The organism is Kribbella turkmenica, assembly GCF_004348725.1.
Classification (GTDB): domain Bacteria; phylum Actinomycetota; class Actinomycetes; order Propionibacteriales; family Kribbellaceae; genus Kribbella; species Kribbella turkmenica.
This window is the reverse complement of record NZ_SMKR01000027.1, coordinates 1-17,914: the sequence shown is the minus strand read 5'-3', so window position 1 is coordinate 17,914 and position 17,914 is coordinate 1. Positions and strand designations below refer to the sequence as shown.

Sequence of the window (17,914 nt, the reverse complement as noted above, 5' to 3'; positions counted from 1 at the left end):
CCGGCGCCGGTCCTCACTGCGCGGCCGACGCGGTTCGCAGGCGTCCTCGCAGCAACTGGACGCTGACGACGATCGTCCACAGCCAGTACGCCGCGTACGGGATCAACCAGATCGGAGTCGTCCAGAACGCCCGGCCCGCGAGGAAACCGGCGGCTGCCGCCAGCGCGACCCAGCCGAGCCAGGCCGGCAACGCCCGGGTGGAAAGGATGATCCAGCCGGCCGCGACCAGGAAACTCGCCAGCGCGAGCCACGCGTTCGCGAAGCCCAGGTTGCCGTTGTCGTAGGCCAGCCGGGCGAGCTGCGGATCCACCCCCTCGTCGGCCCGGAACCCGGCGAGATCCCAGCCCGGCCGCATCACCAGGACGACGTAGACGAGCCCCGACCCGAGTGCCACCACCGACCGCCAGGGCGGCATCCCTTCGGCCGACCGGAGCACCACCCAGAACCCGGCGAAGAACCACAACAGCGCCAGTACGGCGATCAGCCCGAGGAACGAGCCGATCGGGTAGAGCGTGTCGTTGCGGGTCTCGAAGAAGCCGAGGATCTCCTGGCCCGGTGCGTCGAACGCCGGCTCGCCTCCACCGGCCTGCACCAGGGCCTGGCTGACGGCCACCAGCACGAACCCGGCCAGCCCGGCGACCCCGGTGGTGACGGACATCGTCCGCCACTGCCTACCCGGTGCGTCCAGCCCCGTTTCGACCATCGGCCCTCCCCCGGTTCACCTCGAGTAAGCCACGGGAGGGCGGACCCGTCCAGGGGTCGAACCCGGCTCAGGCCGGGGACACGATGTCCGGGGCCTCCAGGCGGACCTTGTCGGCGGACTCGTCGTCCGGCTGCTCCTGGGAGTCGCGCTCGGACTGGACCCGGCGCAGGTAGAACGACACCTCGCGCTCGATCGTTGCCTCGTCCCAACCGAGGATCGGGGCCACCAGCCGGGCCGCGGCCTCGGCGGCGCCGACCCCGCGATCCCAGGCCTCGATGGAGATCCGGGTCCGCCGGGCCAGGATGTCGTCGAGGTGACGGGCGCCCTCGGCCTTGGCGCCGTACACGATCTCGGCCTTCAGGTAGTCCTGCGTGCCGGGCAGTTGCTCACCGAGCGACGGGTCCTCCGCGACCAGTTCGAGAACCTCCTCGATCAGGGCGCCGTACCGGTTCAGCAGGTGCTCGATCCGGGCGACGTGCAGGCCGGAGCGCCGGGCGATCAGGTGCCGCTGGTTCCACAGCGCGTGGTAGCCGTCGGCGCCGACCAGCGGGATGTTCTTGGTGGTGCACTTCGGCACCCGCCCGTCGAGGGCGTTCGCGACCGCGTCGATCGCGTCCTTGGCCATCACCCGGTAGGTCGTGTACTTGCCGCCGGCGACCACCACGAGACCCGGCGCGGCGTGCGCGACCACGTGCTCGCGGGACAGCTTCGACGTACTCTCCGACTCACCGGCCAGCAGCGGCCGGAGGCCGGCGTAGACGCCCTCGACGTCCTCGCGGGTCAGCGGCGTGTTCAGGACGGCGTTCACGTGGTCGAGCAGGTACTCGATGTCCTTGCTGGTCGCGGCCGGGTGCGCCTTGTCCAGGTTCCACTCGGTGTCCGTGGTGCCGATCAGCCAGTGCCGGCCCCACGGGATGACGAACAGCACGGACTTCTCGGTCCGCAGGATCATCCCGGTGCTGGACTGGATCCGGTCCTTCGGCACCACCAGGTGGATGCCCTTGGACGCGCGGACGTGGTACTGGCCGCGCTCGCCGACCATCGCCTGGGTGTCGTCGGTCCAGACTCCGGTCGCGTTCACGACCTGCTTGGCCCGGACCTCGAACTCGCGGCCGCTCTCCAGGTCCTTGGCCTGCACCCCGGTCACCCGCTCGCCCTGGCGGAGGAAACCGGTGACCTTCACCCGGTTCGCCACGTGCGCGCCGTACGACGCCGCCGTCCGGGCGAGCTCCATCGTGTGCCGGGCGTCGTCGACCTGGGCGTCGTAGTACTGGATCGCGCCCACCAGGGCCGACTTCTTCAGGCTCGGCATCAGCCGCATCGCGCCGCGCCGGGTCAGGTGCCGGTGGATCGGGAGTCCGGCGCCGTGCCCCGAGCTGACCGCCATGCCGTCGTACATGGCGACTCCGGCGCCGGCGTAGAACCGCTCCCACCAGCGGTGCTGGAGCGGATAGAGGAACGGCACCGGCTTCACCAGGTGCGGTGCCAGGCGTTGCAAAAGCAGCCCGCGCTCCTGCAACGCCTCGTGCACCAGCCGGAAGTCGAGCATCTCCAGGTACCGCAGGCCGCCGTGGACCAACTTGCTGGACCGGCTGGAGGTGCCGCTCGCGAAGTCGCGCGCCTCCAGCAGTCCGGTGGTCAGGCCCCGGGTCGCGGCGTCGAGGGCCGAGCCGGTGCCGACCACCCCGCCACCGATCACCAGGACGTCCAGTTCCCGGCCGTCGGCCATCGCGTCGATGGCCTCGGTCCGCGCTTGCGGTGACAGAGCCACTGCGCCCACTGTGCTGTTCCTTCCGATTGCGTTACTCGTCGTACCCGAGGGTGATCAGTCGACGTCGACCCAGTCGAGCGTCCGCTGAACGGCCTTCTGCCAGCCGGCGTACCCCTTGGCCCGGGCGTCGTCGTCCCACTGCGGCTCCCACCGCTTGTCCTCGTTCCAGTTCTGCACCAGTTCTTCCTTGTTCTTCCAGAAGCCGACGGCCAGGCCGGCCGCGTAGGCCGCCCCCAGCGCGGTGGTCTCCGCGACGACCGGCTTGCTCACCGGTACCCCGAGGATGTCCGCCTGCATCTGCATGCAGAGCTCGTTCGCGGTCACCCCGCCGTCCACCTTCAGCACGTCGAGTTTGACGCCGGAGTCCTTCTCCATCGCGTCGGCGACGTCCCTGCTCTGGTAGCAGATCGCTTCCAGTGTTGCTCGCGCCAGGTGAGCGTTGGTGTTGAACCGCGACAGCCCGACGATCGCGCCCCGGGCGTCCGAGCGCCAGTACGGCGCGAACAGGCCGGAGAACGCCGGGACGAAGTACACGCCGCCGTTGTCCTGGACCTGCCGGGCCAGCGTCTCGGTCTCGCTCGCACCGGAGATGATGCCGAGCTGGTCCCGCAGCCACTGGACCGCCGACCCGGTCACCGCGATCGATCCCTCGAGCGCGTACACCGGCGCCTCGTCGCCGAACTTGTAGCACATGGTGCTGAGCAGGCCGGCCTTCGACCGGACCAGCTCGGTGCCGGTGTTCAGCAGCATGAAGTTGCCGGTGCCGTAGGTGTTCTTGGCCTCGCCCGGCTTGAAGCAGACTTGGCCGACGGTGGCCGCCTGCTGGTCACCGAGGTCACCCGTCAGCGGAACCTGGCCACCCAGCGGTCCGCTGGTCAGCGTCTCGCCGTACGTGTTCGGGTCTGACGACGGCCGGATCTCGGGCAGCATCTGCCGTGGGATGTCGAAGAACGAGATCAGTTCGTCGTCCCAGTCGAGCGTCTCCAGGTTCATCAGCATGGTCCGGCTGGCGTTCGTCACGTCAGTGATGTGCGAGCCACCGTCCGTACCGCCCGTGAGGTTCCACAGCAGCCAGGTGTCGGTGTTGCCGAAGACGGCGTCACCGGCCTCGGCGGCTTCGCGGACCCCGTCGACGTTCTCGAGGATCCACTGGATTTTGCCCGCGGAGAAGTACGTCGCGGGCGGCAGACCGGCCTTCTGCCGGATCACGTCGCCCTTGCCCTCGCGTTCGAGCGCGGAGGCGATCCGGTCCGTGCGGGTGTCCTGCCAGACGATCGCGTTGTAGAACGGGCGCCCGGTCTTGCGGTTCCAGACCACGGCCGTCTCACGCTGGTTGGTAATGCCGAGCGCCGCCAGGTCGCTCGCATGCAAACCCTGCGCGTTCATCGCGGTCCGGATGACCGAGCTGGTCCGCTCCCAGATCTCCACCGGGTTGTGCTCGACCCAGCCGGCCTGCGGAAGGATCTGCTTGTGCTCCAGCTGGTGGATGCCCACCTCGTTGCCGGAGTGGTCGAAGATCATGAAGCGGGTGCTCGTGGTGCCCTGGTCGACGGCGCCGACGAAGTCAGCCATGGGAAGTCCTCTCCTGCTGCAGGGTTGTCATTACGTGGTCTCCTCAGGGACCCGGCCCGGCTCGGTCTCGTCTTCGGCGATCGGCAGGAACCGGCCGATCAGCAGCTCGTAGAGTCCGGCCCCGATCAGGCCGCCGATGAGGGGACCCAGGATCGGCACCCAGAAGTACAGATCGCCGAACTGATCTCGGAACGCCGTGTCGTAGCCGGTGATGAACGAGGCGAGCCGCGGTCCGAAGTCACGAGCGGGATTGATGGCGTAGCCGGCGTTGGTGCCCCAGGCCATGCCGATGGCGACGACGATCAGGCCGATGATGAACGGCGCCATGTTCATGCCTGGCGACGTGTTTCGCATGTCGACGACCGCCAGCACGAGGAAGAGCAGCAGCGCGGTGCCGATGAGCTGGTCACGGAAGCCGCCCCACATCCCGACCCCGATGTCGACACCGTTGCCCGGCAGGGTCGAGAAGACGCCCTGGCTCTTGATGGTCAGACCGGGATCGACCTTGTTCAGCCCCTCGCTGTAGTTCCACCGGACCAGCAGCGCGGCCACGAAGGCGCCGAGGAACTGCGCCACCGAGTACGGCACCACCTTTTTCCAGGAGAAGCCACGGAAGACCGCCATCGCGAGCGTGACGGCAGGGTTGATGTGCGCGCCGGTCATCCTGCCTGCCGTGTAGACGCCGAGCACGACGCCGAGACCCCAGGCCCACGCGATGGAGTCGTGGTCACCGAGCGCACCGTCGTACGCACCGGCGCCGACCACCACCTGCGCAACGACGCCGACACCGAACATGATGAGAATGAAGGTGCCCGCGAACTCGGCCGCCAACTCACCGAGCAAAGTCTTCGACTTGACCGCTTCGGTCGTTGCCATCTGCTGACCTCCCTTCCAATGCCGTGACGACCACGGCTGGCTGGAATCTAGGAGCGATCGCGAGGCGGCACAACGCTCGCCGTTCGACATTGTCGAACGACGGGCCGCGCCGCCCGGAGCGGTGCGGGGTTCCTGGTCGGCGGAGTCAGCCGGCCGGGTTCTGCTTGCTGGTGGCCGGGTCTTCCTTGGCCGCTGCCTGCGCGGTGGCCTCCTGCTCCGGGGTGGCGTTCTCCGGGAAGTGGCAGGCGCTGCGGTGGCCGGGGGCCAGTTCGACCAGCGGTGGCTCGATCGTCTTGCAGATCTCCTGCGCCTTCCAGCAGCGGGTGTGGAAGCGGCAGGCGGGAGGTGGGTTGATCGGGCTGGGGACGTCGCCCTGGAGGCGGATGCGGTCCTGCTTGGCCTTGCGCTTGGTGTCCGGGATCGGGACCGCCGAGAGCAGCGCGACCGTGTAGGGATGCATCGGCTTCTCGTAGAGGGAGACCCGGTCGGCGAGCTCGACGATCTTGCCGAGGTACATCACCGCGACCCGGTCCGACACGTGCCGGACGACGGACAGGTCGTGGGCGATCATCACATACGTCAGGTCGAACTCGCTCTGCAGATCCTCGAGCAGGTTCACCACCTGTGCCTGGATCGACACGTCGAGCGCGGACACCGGCTCGTCGGCGACGATCAGCTTCGGGCGGAGGGCGAGCGTCCGGGCGATGCCGATGCGCTGGCGCTGTCCGCCGGAGAACTCGTGCGGGTAGCGGTTGTAGTGCTCCGGGCTCAGGCCGACCAGCTCGAGCAGCTCCTGCACGGCCTTCTTCGTGCCCTGCTCGGTCTTCACGTTCTGCAGCTTGTACGGCGCCCCGACGATCTTGCCGACCGTGTGCCGAGGGTTCAGCGAGCCGTACGGGTCCTGGAAGATCATCTGGACGTCGCGTCGCAGCGGGCGCATCTTGCCCTCGCTGAGGTGGCTGATGTCCTTGCCCTCGAAGACGATCCGGCCCGACGTCGGCTCCAGCAGCCGGGTCAGCAGCCGGCCGGTGGTGGTCTTGCCGCAGCCGGACTCCCCCACCAGCGACAGGGTCTCGCCGCGGGTCACGTTGAAGGTCAGCCCGTCGACCGCCTGCACGGCGCCGGTCTGGCGCTGCAGCAGGCCCTTGCGGATCGGGAAGTGTTTCACCAGGCCCTCGACGGACAGCAGTTCCTCGCCGATCTTCGGCTCGATCACGCCCGGGACGCCGGTGGATTCGGTGTTCGCAGTGGTCACAGTCGTCGTCCCGTCACAGCTTCGGCTTGATGTCGGTCTCCCAGGCTTTCGTGCGCTCTTGCGGGGAGAGGTGGCACGCGACCAGGTGGCCGCCGCCGATGTCGAGCAGTTCGGGCCGCTCGGTCTCGCTGGCGCCGCCGTTCAGGTGGGCGTAGTTGCACCGCGGGTTGAACGCACAGCCCTGCGGCACGTTGATCAGGCTGGGCGGCGCGCCCTTGATCGGGATCAGCCGTTCGCTGCGCTCCCGGTCGATCCGCGGCATCGAGCCGAGCAGACCCCAGGTGTACGGGTGCTGCGGCCGGTCGAAGATGTCCTCGGCGCTGCTGTACTCGATCGCCCGGCCGGCGTACATCACCTGGATCTCGTCGGCCAGTTCGGCGACCACGCCGAGGTCGTGGGTGATGATGATGACGGCGGAGTTGAACTCGCGCTGCAGGTCCCGGATCAGGTCCAGGATCTGCGCCTGCACGGTCACGTCGAGCGCGGTCGTCGGCTCGTCCGCGATCAGCAGGTCGGGGTCGCAGGACAGCGCCATCGCGATCATCGCGCGCTGTCGCATGCCGCCGGAGAACTGGTGCGGGTAGGCGTCCACGCGCTTGTCCGGCTGCGGGATGCCGACCCGGTCGAGCATCTCGATCGCGTGCTTGCGGGCGACCTGCTTGCTCACGTCGTTGTGCACCCGGTACGCCTCGACGATCTGGTGACCGACGGTGTAGAAGGGGTGCATCGCGGACAGCGGGTCCTGGAAGATCATCGCCATCCGCTTGCCGCGCAGCCGGCGGACCTCCTCGCGGCTGGACGAGATCAGGTCCTGCCCGTCGAGGAAGATCTCCCCGCTGATCCGCGCGACGCCCGGCTTGTGCAGCCCCATGATCGACAGGCTGGTCACGCTCTTGCCGGAGCCGGACTCCCCCACGATGCCGAGGGTCCTGCCGCGCTCGAGCTTGAACGAGATGCCGTCGACGGACTTCACCACGCCGTCGTCGGTCGGGAAGTGGACCTTGAGGTCGCGGACGTCGAGGAACGCCTCGCCACGATCGATCCGCTGGACGGTGTCCTGCGCAGAGACTTGGGGTTCGGTCACGAGATCCGCACTCTCGGGTCGACGACGGCGTACAGGAGATCGACGATGAGGTTCGCCAGCACGATGAAGAAGGCGGCGATGAGGGTCACGCCGAGCACCTTGGGCAGGTCGTTGGCCCGCAGCGCGATGACGGCGTACTGGCCGAGGCCGGGCAGCGAGAACGTCGTCTCGGTCAGGATCGCGCCGCCGAGCAGCAGCCCGAGATCGAGACCGAAGATGGTCAGGATGGGCGTCAGCGCGGACCGCAGGCCGTGTTTCATCACCACGGCCCGCTCGGTCAGGCCCTTGGCCCGGGCGGTACGGACGAAGTCCTCGTTCATCGTCTCCAGCATGCCTGCCCGGGTGAGCCGGGCGTACGCCGCGGCGTACAGGAACGCGAGGGTCACCCAGGGCAGGATCAGGTCGTACGCCCACCACGCCGGGTTCGACGCGTCCATCGGGTTCGTGCCGCCCTGGGCGGTCCAGCCGAGGCCGTAGCTGAAGATCGACAGCGACAGCAGGCCGGTGAAGAAGATCGGCAGCGACACGCCCGCCAGCGCCACCGACATGAGTGATCGGTCCAGCACGGACCCGCGTCTGAGGGCGGAGACGATGCCGGTGCCGACGCCGGTCACCAGCCAGATGAACGCCGCGCCGGCCGCGAGCGACGCGGTCACCGGTAGTCGGTCGACCAGGTCGGGCCAGACCGGCTGCTGGGTCAGGAACGAGTATCCGAAGCACGGCGCCGGGCAGTGCTCGGTCGCCGGGCCGTAGTTGTACTCCTGACCGACGAACAGGCCTTTCACGAAGCGGCCGTACTGCACGTAGAGAGGGTCGGTGAAGCCGAGCTTGACTGCGGTCTCGTGGATCTGCTCCTGCCCGGCGCTCTTGCCGACGTAGCGCGAGGCCAGGTCGTCGGCGGACGCACCGCCGAGCTTGGGAACCAGGAAGAAGATCGAGAACGTGACGGCCGTGACGATGAAGAGCAGGACCACTGCTCCGATCACCCGGCGGACCAGATATGCGAACACCGTACTCGGCGGTGGTGGCCGGTGATCCTCAGATCACCGGCCACCGTCAGCCTTCACCTACCTCTGCTGGCGATTCGAGTTGGTCAGGGACAGCGGTGACTACTTCAGGCCGATGCCGGCGTAGTCGTACATGTTCTGGCTGTCGCTGACGTACACGTTGGCCAGCGTGTCCGGCCGGTACAGCAGGCCCTTGGCCCAGATGCCCGGCAGAACGGCGGCCTGCTCCATGACCAACTTGTCGACGTCGACCCAGATCTTCTCGCGCTTGGCCTTGTCGGTCTCCTTGAGCGCCTGGTCGATCAGCTGGTCGACCTCGGGGATCCGGATACCGAGGTTGGTGTTACCACCGGTCGCCCGGATGACCCGGCTGTCGACGATCTGGCTCAGGAAGCCGAAGCCGTCCGGCCAGTCCGCACCCCAGCTGTAGACGATCAGGCCGAGGTTGTTGGCCTTCGCGTAGTCCGGCTTGCCGGCGTACAGCTTGGTGTAGTCACCGGTCGGGAAGCCCTTCGGGGTCAGGTTGATGCCGACCCGCTTCAGCGACTGCTGCAGCGACTCCGCGACCGCCTTCTCCTTCGGCCGGTCCGCCCGGTAGGCGATGTTGGTGCTGAAACCCTGCGGCATGCCGCATGCGGTCAGCGCCTTCTTGGCCTCGTCGACGTTGCCGTTCTTGTTCTGCTCGAAGCCGTAGGTGTCGAACTTCTCCGCGCCGGTGACCAGCGGCGGCATCAGGTTGGTGGCGATGTCGCCACCGATCGGACCGCCGTACGCGCGCTGGTAGCCCTCGTGGTCGGCGGCGTGCAGGATCGCCTTGCGGCAGTCGACGTTGTCCAGCGGCTTGACCTCGCTGTTGAACACCGTGAAGTTCAGCCGCGGGGCCGGCACGTTGTCGGCCTTCGCCTTCAGCTGCGGGTTCGCCAGGATCTTGGCCTGGGTCTCCGCGAGCACACCGGTGCCGGCGATGTCGACGTCGAGGTCTCCCGCCTGCAGCCGGTTGTCGATGTCGGCGCCGTTCACGTTGTAGGCGACGGTGATCTTGTCCGGCAGCGCCTTGCGGCCCGAGTTCGGGTCGGTGGCCGGGTCGTACTGGTCGTTGCGGATCAGCGACAGGCCCTTGTTCGGGTCGTGGCTCTCGAACTTGTACGGGCCGGTCGCGATCGGGTGCAGCTGGTACTTCGCACCGGTGTCCTTCTGCTGCGGGACCGGAGCGGTCGCCGGCAGCTGGGCGAAGTAGTCGAAGCCGGAGAACGACTTGTTCAGGTTGAAGACGATGGTGTAGTCGTCCGGTGTCTGGATCGCCTTGGCGACACCGGCCAGCGTCGGGTCCTTGTAGACGCTGTAGCCCTTGGGCACGTCCAGCAGGAAGTCGTTGAAGTACGTCGGGCCGTTCGGCAGAGTGGTCTTGTCCAGCGACCGGGCGACGGCGTACTTGACGTCCTTGGCCTTGACCTCGGTGCCGTCTTCGAACTTCACGCCCTTGCGGATCTTGTAGGTCCAGGTCTTGGCGTCGTTGCTCGGCACACCGGCGGCCTCGGCGAGGTCCGGAACGACCTCCGCACCCTCCTTGCCCGGGGCCGACTTGAAGACCATCAGCGGCCGGACGTAGTTGCGCACCAGGTTCCAGGACAGGCCGTAGTAGGTGTCACCGGGGTCGGTGGAGTCCCATTTCTCGGTGATGGCCATCCGGAGCGTGCCGCCCTTTTTGTCACTGGGGCTGTAGATCCCCTTGACGGCCGCGTCGAACTCGGCCTGGGTGGTGTTCCCACCACCGCCGGACCCGCCGGAGCCTCCGCTGTCGCTGCCCCCGCAAGCCACCAGGCTCAAGGCGACGGCCGCACTGACGGCTGTTGCCGTCGTGATGCGATTCCATCTCATCTCTTGTTGCACCCCTTTTTTCGTGAGAGCCAGGCTCCCTGGTTGGAGAGAAGTCGTTATCGCGAGCGGGGGTCGAGGGCGTCCCGCAGTCCGTCGCCGAACAGGTTGAAGGCCAGCACCGTGACGAAGATGGCCAGTCCCGGCGGAACCAGGAAGAGCGGCTCGACCTGGTACCAGTTCGCGGCGGTGGACAGCATGTCGCCCCAGCTGGCGGTCGGCGGCCGGACACCGACACCGAGGTACGACAGTGCCGCCTCGAACAGCACGTTCGTCGGGATCAGCAGGGTCGCGTACACCAGGATCGGGGCGATCAGGTTCGGCAGCAGCTCGGTGAACAGGATGTACGGCCGGCGGGCGCCCAGGCTGCGGGCCGCGTCGACGAACTCCCGTTCCCGCAGCGACAGCGTCTGGCCGCGGATGATCCGGCCGATGTACGGCCAGCTGAAGAAGCCGATGATGAAGACGATCAGGGCCACCCGGAGCGCGTCACCGGTCAGCCCGAGGATCCTGTCCGGGATGGCGCCGACCAGCGCCAGCGCGAACAGCACCAGCGGGAACGCCAGGAAGATGTCCATCAAGCGGCTGATCAGGGTGTCCACCCAGCCGCCGAAGTAACCGGCGATGATGCCCATCACGGTGCCGATGACGACCGACAGCAGCGTGGCCAGGAAGGCGATCAGCAGCGAGATCCGGGCGCCGTACACGATCCGGGCGAAGATGTCGCGGCCGTTGACCGGCTCGATCCCGAACGGGTGGTCCCAGCTGATGCCGTTCCACTTCCCGATCGAGGTCTGCAGCGACGGGTCGACCAGGTCCTGGTGGAAGTCGTTCGGCGTGACCCCGACCAGCTTGCAGATCAGCGGTGCGAAGATCGCGACCAGGATCAGGAAGACGACGATGATGCCGCCGGCGATCGCCACCTTGTCGCGCTTCAGCCGCATCCAGGAGATCTGCCACAGCGAGCGGCCCTCGATCTTGCGGACGCCCTCGAGTACGGCCTCCGGCGCGGCTGCCGACGATCCCGGCTCGACCTCGAGTGGCGTGCTCACGCGATGAGTTCCCCTGTTTCGTTCGATTCGGCCAGGACGGCAACCGGTAATGGCTGCCGCCTTAACCTGCCGCCATTACACGCCGGAGTCAAACGCGAAAAGTGCTGCGTTGCCCGATCGTGATCGTCAGGAAATCGTCCCGTATCGTGGACATTCGGCAGTAAACCACGCCGTCGTACCCACGGTCGCCGACGCCCTGCGAACCGTTACTGCCATGGCATATTTGTGTCACCGCGGTGATGACAGCCGGAGCCCGGACAGGTACAGGAACGACAGCTGATTCAGCGCCGGCGCGACGTTCTCCACCTGCTTCCCGGCGACTACCGTGAGTCGTCCTTGCCAGGTTGGGATCACCGGCGCCTCCTTGGCCAGTACACCCTGTAGCTGACCCAGCAGCTTGTCGCGCTCGAGTCCGTTTTGCTCGGTCGTCTCCTGCTCGAGCAACCCGGCCGCGACCGTCGAGCGGTAGCCGTTGTTGTATATCGCACCGGCCCGGACGAACGGCGCCAAGTAGTCGTCCACGTCCGGGTAGCGCGGGATCCAGCCGCCCTGGTAGAGATCGTACGCGCCCGCCCGGGTCAGCTGCTGGTACTGCGGCCACTCCGCGCTCCGCAGGGTCACCTTGAACAGCCCCGACGCCTCGAGCTGCCGCTTCAGCTCGAGCACCTCGTTCTTCGCGCCGGTGCCGTACTGCACCGGGGTCCAGCCGACCGTCAGCGGCACCGGTACGGCGATGCCCGCCTGCCGGAGGATCGTCGCGGCCGCGATCCTGTTCGGCTCCCTGAACTCCGTCCTGAACGCGTCCACCTGTCCGCCGAAGCCGGGTGGAACGACCGAGTACAGCGGCGACACGTGGTCGCCGTACGCCTTCTTCACGATCGCGGGGCGGTCGATCAGCTGCGCGACGGCCCGGCGTACGGCGGGTTTGCGGGCGGTCAGTGTCTTCAGCTGGAAGGCGTAGAACCGGATGGCCGCGTTGTCCGACTCGACGACCTGCACCTGATCGTCGGTGCGCAGCTTGTTCATCATGCTCGGACCGAAACCGTGGAAGGCCAGGTCGGCCTTCCCGGTGGTGATCGCCTCGTACAGCGAAGTCGAGTCTTTCAGCAAAGTGATCTCGACACCGTCGTTCCGCGCGCCCCGCGGACCCTTGTACTTGTCGAAGCGCGTCAGCGTCACCGCCTGCCCGGGCCGGTACGCCGCCAGCTGGTACGGGCCGCTGCCCATCGCCTTGGTGTCGAGGAGCTTGTTCGGCGGGTAGAACTCCTGGTCCACGATCGAGCCGGCGGTCGTGGTCAGCAGGTACGGCAGCCGCGCGTCCGGGCGCTTCAGGTTGAACACCGCGGTCAGGTCGTCCGGCGTACTCACCGAGGTCAGCGAGGAGAACAGCGCGGCCGGGCTGTTGACAGTCTTCAGCCGCAGCAGCCGCTCGAAGCTGAACTTCACGTCCGACGACGTCAGCTCGTGCCCGTTCGGGAACACCAGCCCTTCCTTCAGGCTGCACGTGTACGTCGTCGGCGAGTCGAACTGACAGTCCGCGGCGTCGGGCACCGGTGTCGGCTTGCCGGGCAGGATCGTCAGCAGGGTCTGGTACAGGTTCGCCTGAACGGTCCGCGACGCGATGTCGTAGGGGCCGGCCGGATCCAGCGAGGTGATCGAGTCGGTGGTCGCGACCCGCACGGTCATCGGCTTCGGCGTCTCGCTGCCCTGGTGCGGCGTCTTGTCGTCCGGCCCGCCACAGCCGGCCAGCGCCAGTACGAGCGCGGCCGTCACCGCGACCCGGCACCACGACACGATCACCATCTCACCCTTCCCCAGCCCAAGACCCCAGTTAACTGCCCCCGAGGGCACCAAGTGACGGTAACGCGTCAGCGGAGCAAGTCGCGCAGTGACTCCGGGCTGAGCGGTTCGAGCGAGTCGACCACCAGCCGCCGCGGCGCCTCCGGGATCGTCACCCACTGCGGTACCGCGACCACGTACGCGCCCGCCGCCGTACCGGCCTCGGTGCCGGTGTTCGAGTCCTCGATCACCACGCACTGTGCCGGGTCGACTCCGAGCTTTCCGGCGGCCGTCAGGTACGGCTCGGGGTGCGGCTTGCCGTTGACCACCTCGTCACCGGCGACGATCACGTCGAACGGGTCCGGCGGCAGGTGCGTGAGCACCGCGTCGATCATCACCCGGTACGACGCCGACACCAGCGCGCACGGCACCTCCGCCTTCTTCAGCGCCTGCAGCAGCTCGACCGCGCCGGGCCGGAACTCGACCTCGCGGTGCAGCGCCTCGACCACCGCGCGGAACATCCGCTCGGCCAGTTCCTCGGACGTGATCACCCCGTCCGGGATCCGCGCCATCCACACCCGCACCGCGTCACGCAGATCACTGCCGACGAGTTGCATGCAGTCCTCGACGGTCCAGATGACGCCGAGCGAACCGAGCAGCTCGATCTGCACCTCCGCCCAGACCTTCTCGGAGTCGACCAACGTCCCGTCCATGTCCCAGAGCACCGCTTGGAGTGTCATCAGGCGGAGAAGTACTTTGCCTCGGGGTGGTGGACCACCAGCGCGTCGGTGGATTGTTCGGGGTGCAACTGCAGCTCCTCAGATAGGTGGACGCCGATCCGTTCCGGCTCGAGCAACCGCACCAGTTTCTCGCGGTCCTCCAGGTCCGGACATGCCGGGTACCCGAACGAGTACCGCGACCCCCGGTACGCCTGGTCCCGCAACATCCCGTCCAGGTCGCCGTCCTCGCCACCGAAACCGAGCTCCTCGCGGATCCGGGCATGCCAGTACTCCGCCAGCGCCTCGGTCAGCTGGACCGACAGGCCGTGCAGCTCCAGGTAGTCGCGGTAGGCGTTCCGGGCGAACAGGTCACCGGTCACCTCGGCGACCTTCGGGCCCATCGTCACCAGGTGGAACGCGACCACGTCGAGCTCACCGGACTCCTTCGGCCGGAAGAAGTCCGCCAGGCAGAGGAACCGGTCGCGCCGCTGCCGCGGGAACTCGAACCGGTGCAACTCGGTGTGCTCGGCCGGGTCCAGGACGACGAGCGCGTTCCCCTCCGAGTAGCACGGCCAGTACCCGTAGACGACGGCCGCCTCCATGATCCCCTCGGTCAGGATCCGGTCCAGCCACAGCCGCAGCCGCGGCCGGCCCTCGCTCTCGACCAGCTCGTCGTACGACGGGCCGTCGCCACCCCGCGTCCCCCGCAGTCCCCACTGGCCGAGGAACGTCGCCCGCTCGTCCAGGTAACCGGCGTACTCCGCGAGCGGGAGGCCGCGGACGATCCGCGCACCCCAGAACGGAGGCGTCGGCACTCTGTTGTCCACGGCAACATCCGACCGGGACGGCACCTCGTCGAGCGGCCGGTCGAGGACGCGGGTCCCGGACCGCACCCGGCGCTCGCGGCGCGCGGGCAGCGCGGCTCCCGGCACTCCGCGCTTGACGGCCATCGCGGCGTCCATCAGCCGCAGTCCCTCGAAGGCGTCCCGGGCGTACCGGACCTCACCCTCGAACATGGACCCGAGGTCCTGTTCGACGTACGCCCGGGTGAGCGCGGCGCCGCCGAGCAGGACCGGCCAGCGCTCGGCCAGGCCGCGCTGGTTCAGCTCCTCGAGGTTCTCCTTCATCACCACGGTCGACTTGACCAGCAGGCCGGACATGCCGATCACGTCGGCCTGGTGTTCCTCGGCCGCCTCCAGGATCGCGTTCACCGGCTGCTTGATGCCGAGGTTGACCACGCTGTAGCCGTTGTTGGTCAGGATGATGTCGACCAGGTTCTTGCCGATGTCGTGCACGTCACCCTTGACCGTGGCCAGCACGATCGTGCCCTTGCCCTCGTCGTCGGTCTTCTCGATGTGCGGTTCCAGGTAGGCCACGCAGGCCTTCATCACCTCGGCCGACTGCAGCACGAACGGCAACTGCATCTGCCCCGACCCGAACAGCTCGCCGACCACCTTCATCCCGGCGAGCAGGTCGTCGTTGATGATCTCCAGCGCGGTCTTGGTCCCCAGCGCCTCGTCCAGGTCGCCCTCGACCCCGTTGCGTTCGCCGTCGATGATCCGCTGCTTCAGCCGCTCGGTCACCGGCAGCGCGGCCAGCTCCTCCAGCTTGCTCGCCTTCAGGTCCGACGCCTTCACGTCGGCGAACAGCTCGAGCAGCCGTTGCAGCGGGTCGTACCCGTCCCGTCGCCGGTCGTGGATCAGGTCGAGCGCAGCCTCGCGCTGGTCGTCCGGGATCTTCGCGACCGGCATGATCCGGCTCGCGTGCACGATCGCCGAGTCCAGGCCGGCCTGCACACACTCGTGCAGGAACACCGAGTTCAGCACGTGCCGCGCGGCCGGGTTGAGACCGAAGGAGATGTTCGACAGCCCGAGCACGGTCTGCACGTCCGGGCGGCGCCGCTTCAGCTCCCGGATCGCCTCGATGGTCTCGATCCCGTCCCGCCGCGACTCCTCCTGCCCGGTCGCCAGCGTGAACGTCAGGCAGTCGATCAGTACGTCGTGCCCGGCGATCCCGTAGTCCCGCTCGAGCGTCTCCAGCAACCGCTCCGCGATGGCGACCTTCTTCTCCGCGGTCCGCGCCTGCCCGTCCTCGTCGATGGTCAGCGCGACGACGGCCGCGCCGTACTCCCGGGCCAGACCGGCGATCCGGGCGAACCGGGATCCCTCGCCCTCGCCGTCCTCGAAGTTCACCGAGTTCAGCGCGCAGCGGCCGCCGAGCATGTCCAGCCCGGCCTGCAGGACGGCGGGCTCGGTCGAGTCCAGCACGATCGGCAGCGTCGACGCGGTCGCCAGCCGGCCGGCGATCTCCTTCATGTCGGCGACACCGTCGCGGCCGACGTAGTCGACGCACAGGTCGAGCAGGTGCGCGCCGTCGCGGATCTGGGCGCGGGCGATCTCGACGCAGCCCTCCCAGTCCTCGGCCAGCATCGCCTCGCGGAACGCCTTCGACCCGTTCGCGTTCGTCCGCTCCCCGATCGAGAGGTACGACGTGTCCTGCCGGAACGCCACGTGCTGGTACAGGCTCGACACACCCGCCTCGGGCCGCGGCTCGCGCGGTCGCACCGCGCGGCCGCCGACCCGCTCGACCACCTGCCGCAGGTGCTCGGGCGTCGTACCGCAGCAGCCGCCGACCAGGGACAGGCCGTAGGTGTCCACGAACGTCTCGTGCGCATCGGCCAGCTCGGACGGAGTGAGCGGGTAGAACGCGCCGTCCGCGGTCAGCTGGGGCAGACCCGCGTTCGGCATGCAGGTCAAGGGGATGGTCGAGTGCTTCGAGAGGTAGCGCAGGTGCTCGCTCATCTCCTTCGGACCGGTCGCGCAGTTCAGCCCGATCAGGTCGATGCCGAGCGGTTCGAGCGCGGTCAGGGCCGCGCCGATCTCCGAACCGAGCAGCATCGTCCCGGTGGTCTCGACCGTCACCGACACGATCACCGGGATGGACGAGCCGGCCGCCGCCAGCGCCTTCCGGGCACCGATCACGCTCGCCTTGGTCTGCAGCAGGTCCTGGGTGGTCTCGACCAGGATCGCGTCCGCTCCCCCGTCGACGAGTCCGCGCGCGGTCTCGGCGTACGCCTCCCGCAAGGTCGCGAACGTGGTGTGGCCGAGGGTCGGCAGCTTCGTGCCCGGGCCGACGCTGCCGAGGACGAACCGCGGGTGGTCCGGGGTCGACGCCGCGTCGGCGGCCTGCCGGGCCAGCCGGGCACCGGCCTCGCTCAGCTCGTAGATCCGGTCGGCGATGCCGTACTCCCCCAGGTTGGCGAAGTTCGCGCCGAAGGTGTTCGTCTCGACACAGTCGACGCCGACGCCGAAATAGGCCGCGTGGATCTCGCGGACGACGTCCGGGCGGGTCAGGTTGAGGATCTCGTTGCAGCCCTCGTGGCCCTCGAACTCGTCCAGGCCGAGGTCGTAGGACTGCAGCATCGTGCCCATCGCCCCGTCGGCCACCACCACCCGCTCGGTCAGCAACTGCCGCAGGTCGGCTCTCCCCACGAGTCCTCCAAAACACCGGCACGGACATCGGTCTCACATCGTAGTCGGCCGCCGGGGTGCGTCCGCGACACTTTCCGCTGGCCGTGAAACCGGCCACACGCGGCCGTCCGAGCACGTAGGCTGGCAGTCCGGTTTCCGGCGACCACGCCGGATGGCACAGAGACGGACGACAGGGGGCCTGCGAGTGGTTGACCTCGCGAACCTGAGGGACCCGGTCGTGATCGCCGCGTTCGCCGGCTGGAACGATGCCGCCGAGGCGGCCACCGGAGCGGTCGACCACCTGATCGACGAGTGGAACGCCGAACTCGTCACCGCGATCGACCCCGAGGACTATTACGACTTCCAGGTGAACCGCCCGGAGGTCGGCTTCGACGAGGACGGCGTCCGCCGGCTGACCTGGCCGACCACCCGGATCTACCTGGCCAGGCCCGACGACACCGGCCGGGACATGCTGCTGATCCGCGGTGTCGAGCCGAACATGCGCTGGCGCGGGTTCTGCCAGGAGCTGCTGGAGGTGGTGGACGAGTCGAACGCGCAGCTCGTCGTCGTCCTCGGCGCGCTGCTCGCGGACTCCCCGCACACCCGGCCGATCCCGGTCTCGGCCACCTCGTCCGACCCGGAGCTGTCCGCGTCGTGGAGCCTGGAGCCGTCGACGTACGAGGGCCCGACCGGTATCACCGGCGTGTTCGCCGACCTGTGCGGAACCCTCGGCGTACCGGCGATGTAGTGC

Annotated in this window: 13 protein-coding genes; 1 reads left to right on the top strand and 12 read right to left on the bottom strand. The window is 68.3% G+C overall.

Annotated features, from left to right (window positions below; translation table 11 throughout):
- Positions 1–13: 13 nt before the first annotated feature.
- The 12 genes from E1218_RS08620 to metH form a co-directional block, all read right to left on the bottom strand.
- Positions 14–703 (bottom strand): hypothetical protein, encoded by a 690-nt coding sequence (locus E1218_RS08620; protein WP_132318057.1) that lies wholly within the window; start codon positions 701–703, stop codon positions 14–16.
- Positions 704–770: 67 nt separating this feature from the next.
- Positions 771–2,483, bottom strand: a complete 1,713-nt coding sequence (locus tag E1218_RS08615) for a glycerol-3-phosphate dehydrogenase/oxidase (RefSeq protein WP_233712104.1) — start codon at positions 2,481–2,483, stop codon at positions 771–773.
- Between the two features lie 45 nt (positions 2,484–2,528).
- Positions 2,529–4,046, bottom strand: coding sequence for a glycerol kinase GlpK (gene glpK / locus E1218_RS08610; protein WP_132318055.1), 1,518 nt, complete (start codon positions 4,044–4,046; stop codon positions 2,529–2,531).
- Between the two features lie 30 nt (positions 4,047–4,076).
- Positions 4,077–4,922, bottom strand: a complete 846-nt coding sequence (locus E1218_RS08605) for an MIP/aquaporin family protein (protein WP_132318054.1) — start codon at positions 4,920–4,922, stop codon at positions 4,077–4,079.
- A gap of 145 nt (positions 4,923–5,067) precedes the next feature.
- Positions 5,068–6,177: an ABC transporter ATP-binding protein gene (locus E1218_RS08600; RefSeq protein WP_132318053.1), complete on the bottom strand. Its 1,110-nt coding sequence runs from the start codon at positions 6,175–6,177 to the stop codon at positions 5,068–5,070.
- Positions 6,178–6,190: 13 nt separating this feature from the next.
- Positions 6,191–7,261: an ABC transporter ATP-binding protein gene (locus E1218_RS08595; protein ID WP_132318052.1), complete on the bottom strand. Its 1,071-nt coding sequence runs from the start codon at positions 7,259–7,261 to the stop codon at positions 6,191–6,193.
- Positions 7,258–8,271, bottom strand: coding sequence for an ABC transporter permease (locus tag E1218_RS08590; protein ID WP_132318051.1), 1,014 nt, complete (start codon positions 8,269–8,271; stop codon positions 7,258–7,260). Before E1218_RS08590 ends, E1218_RS08595 begins: the two co-directional genes overlap by 4 nt.
- A 99-nt stretch (positions 8,272–8,370) precedes the next feature.
- A complete protein-coding gene (locus tag E1218_RS08585; RefSeq protein ID WP_132318050.1) occupies positions 8,371–10,146 on the bottom strand; it encodes an ABC transporter substrate-binding protein in 1,776 nt (591 codons plus the stop codon).
- A 56-nt stretch (positions 10,147–10,202) separates the two neighbouring features.
- On the bottom strand, positions 10,203–11,195 hold the full coding sequence (locus tag E1218_RS08580) for an ABC transporter permease (protein WP_132318049.1): 993 nt from the start codon (positions 11,193–11,195) through the stop codon (positions 10,203–10,205).
- 228 nt (positions 11,196–11,423) lie between these two features.
- Positions 11,424–12,998: an ABC transporter substrate-binding protein gene (locus tag E1218_RS08575; RefSeq protein WP_132318048.1), complete on the bottom strand. Its 1,575-nt coding sequence runs from the start codon at positions 12,996–12,998 to the stop codon at positions 11,424–11,426.
- A 65-nt stretch (positions 12,999–13,063) separates the two neighbouring features.
- Positions 13,064–13,714, bottom strand: a complete 651-nt coding sequence (locus tag E1218_RS08570; protein WP_132318047.1) for an HAD family hydrolase — start codon at positions 13,712–13,714, stop codon at positions 13,064–13,066.
- On the bottom strand, positions 13,714–17,184 hold the full coding sequence (gene metH / locus E1218_RS08565) for a methionine synthase (RefSeq protein ID WP_202865858.1): 3,471 nt from the start codon (positions 17,182–17,184) through the stop codon (positions 13,714–13,716). The genes E1218_RS08570 and metH overlap by 1 nt, the downstream gene beginning before the upstream one ends.
- A 184-nt stretch (positions 17,185–17,368) precedes the next feature.
- On the opposite strand from metH, the gene E1218_RS08560 reads away from it, so the two are divergent.
- Complete coding sequence (locus E1218_RS08560; RefSeq protein WP_233712103.1) at positions 17,369–17,911, top strand: PAC2 family protein; 543 nt, start codon at positions 17,369–17,371, stop codon at positions 17,909–17,911.
- The last annotated feature ends 3 nt before the right edge of the window (positions 17,912–17,914 follow it).

Bases quoted from the DNA above. Each gene is read 5' to 3' on its own strand.
- glpK (WP_132318055.1), bottom strand. From the start codon at position 4,046: ATGGCTGACTTCGTCGGCGCCGTCGACCAGGGCACCACGAGCACCCGC.
- E1218_RS08620 (WP_132318057.1), bottom strand. From the start codon at position 703: ATGGTCGAAACGGGGCTGGACGCACCGGGTAGGCAGTGGCGGACGATG.
- E1218_RS08585 (WP_132318050.1), bottom strand. From the start codon at position 10,146: ATGAGATGGAATCGCATCACGACGGCAACAGCCGTCAGTGCGGCCGTC.
- E1218_RS08570 (WP_132318047.1), bottom strand. From the start codon at position 13,714: ATGACACTCCAAGCGGTGCTCTGGGACATGGACGGGACGTTGGTCGAC.
- E1218_RS08605 (WP_132318054.1), bottom strand. From the start codon at position 4,922: ATGGCAACGACCGAAGCGGTCAAGTCGAAGACTTTGCTCGGTGAGTTG.
- E1218_RS08575 (WP_132318048.1), bottom strand. From the start codon at position 12,998: ATGGTGATCGTGTCGTGGTGCCGGGTCGCGGTGACGGCCGCGCTCGTA.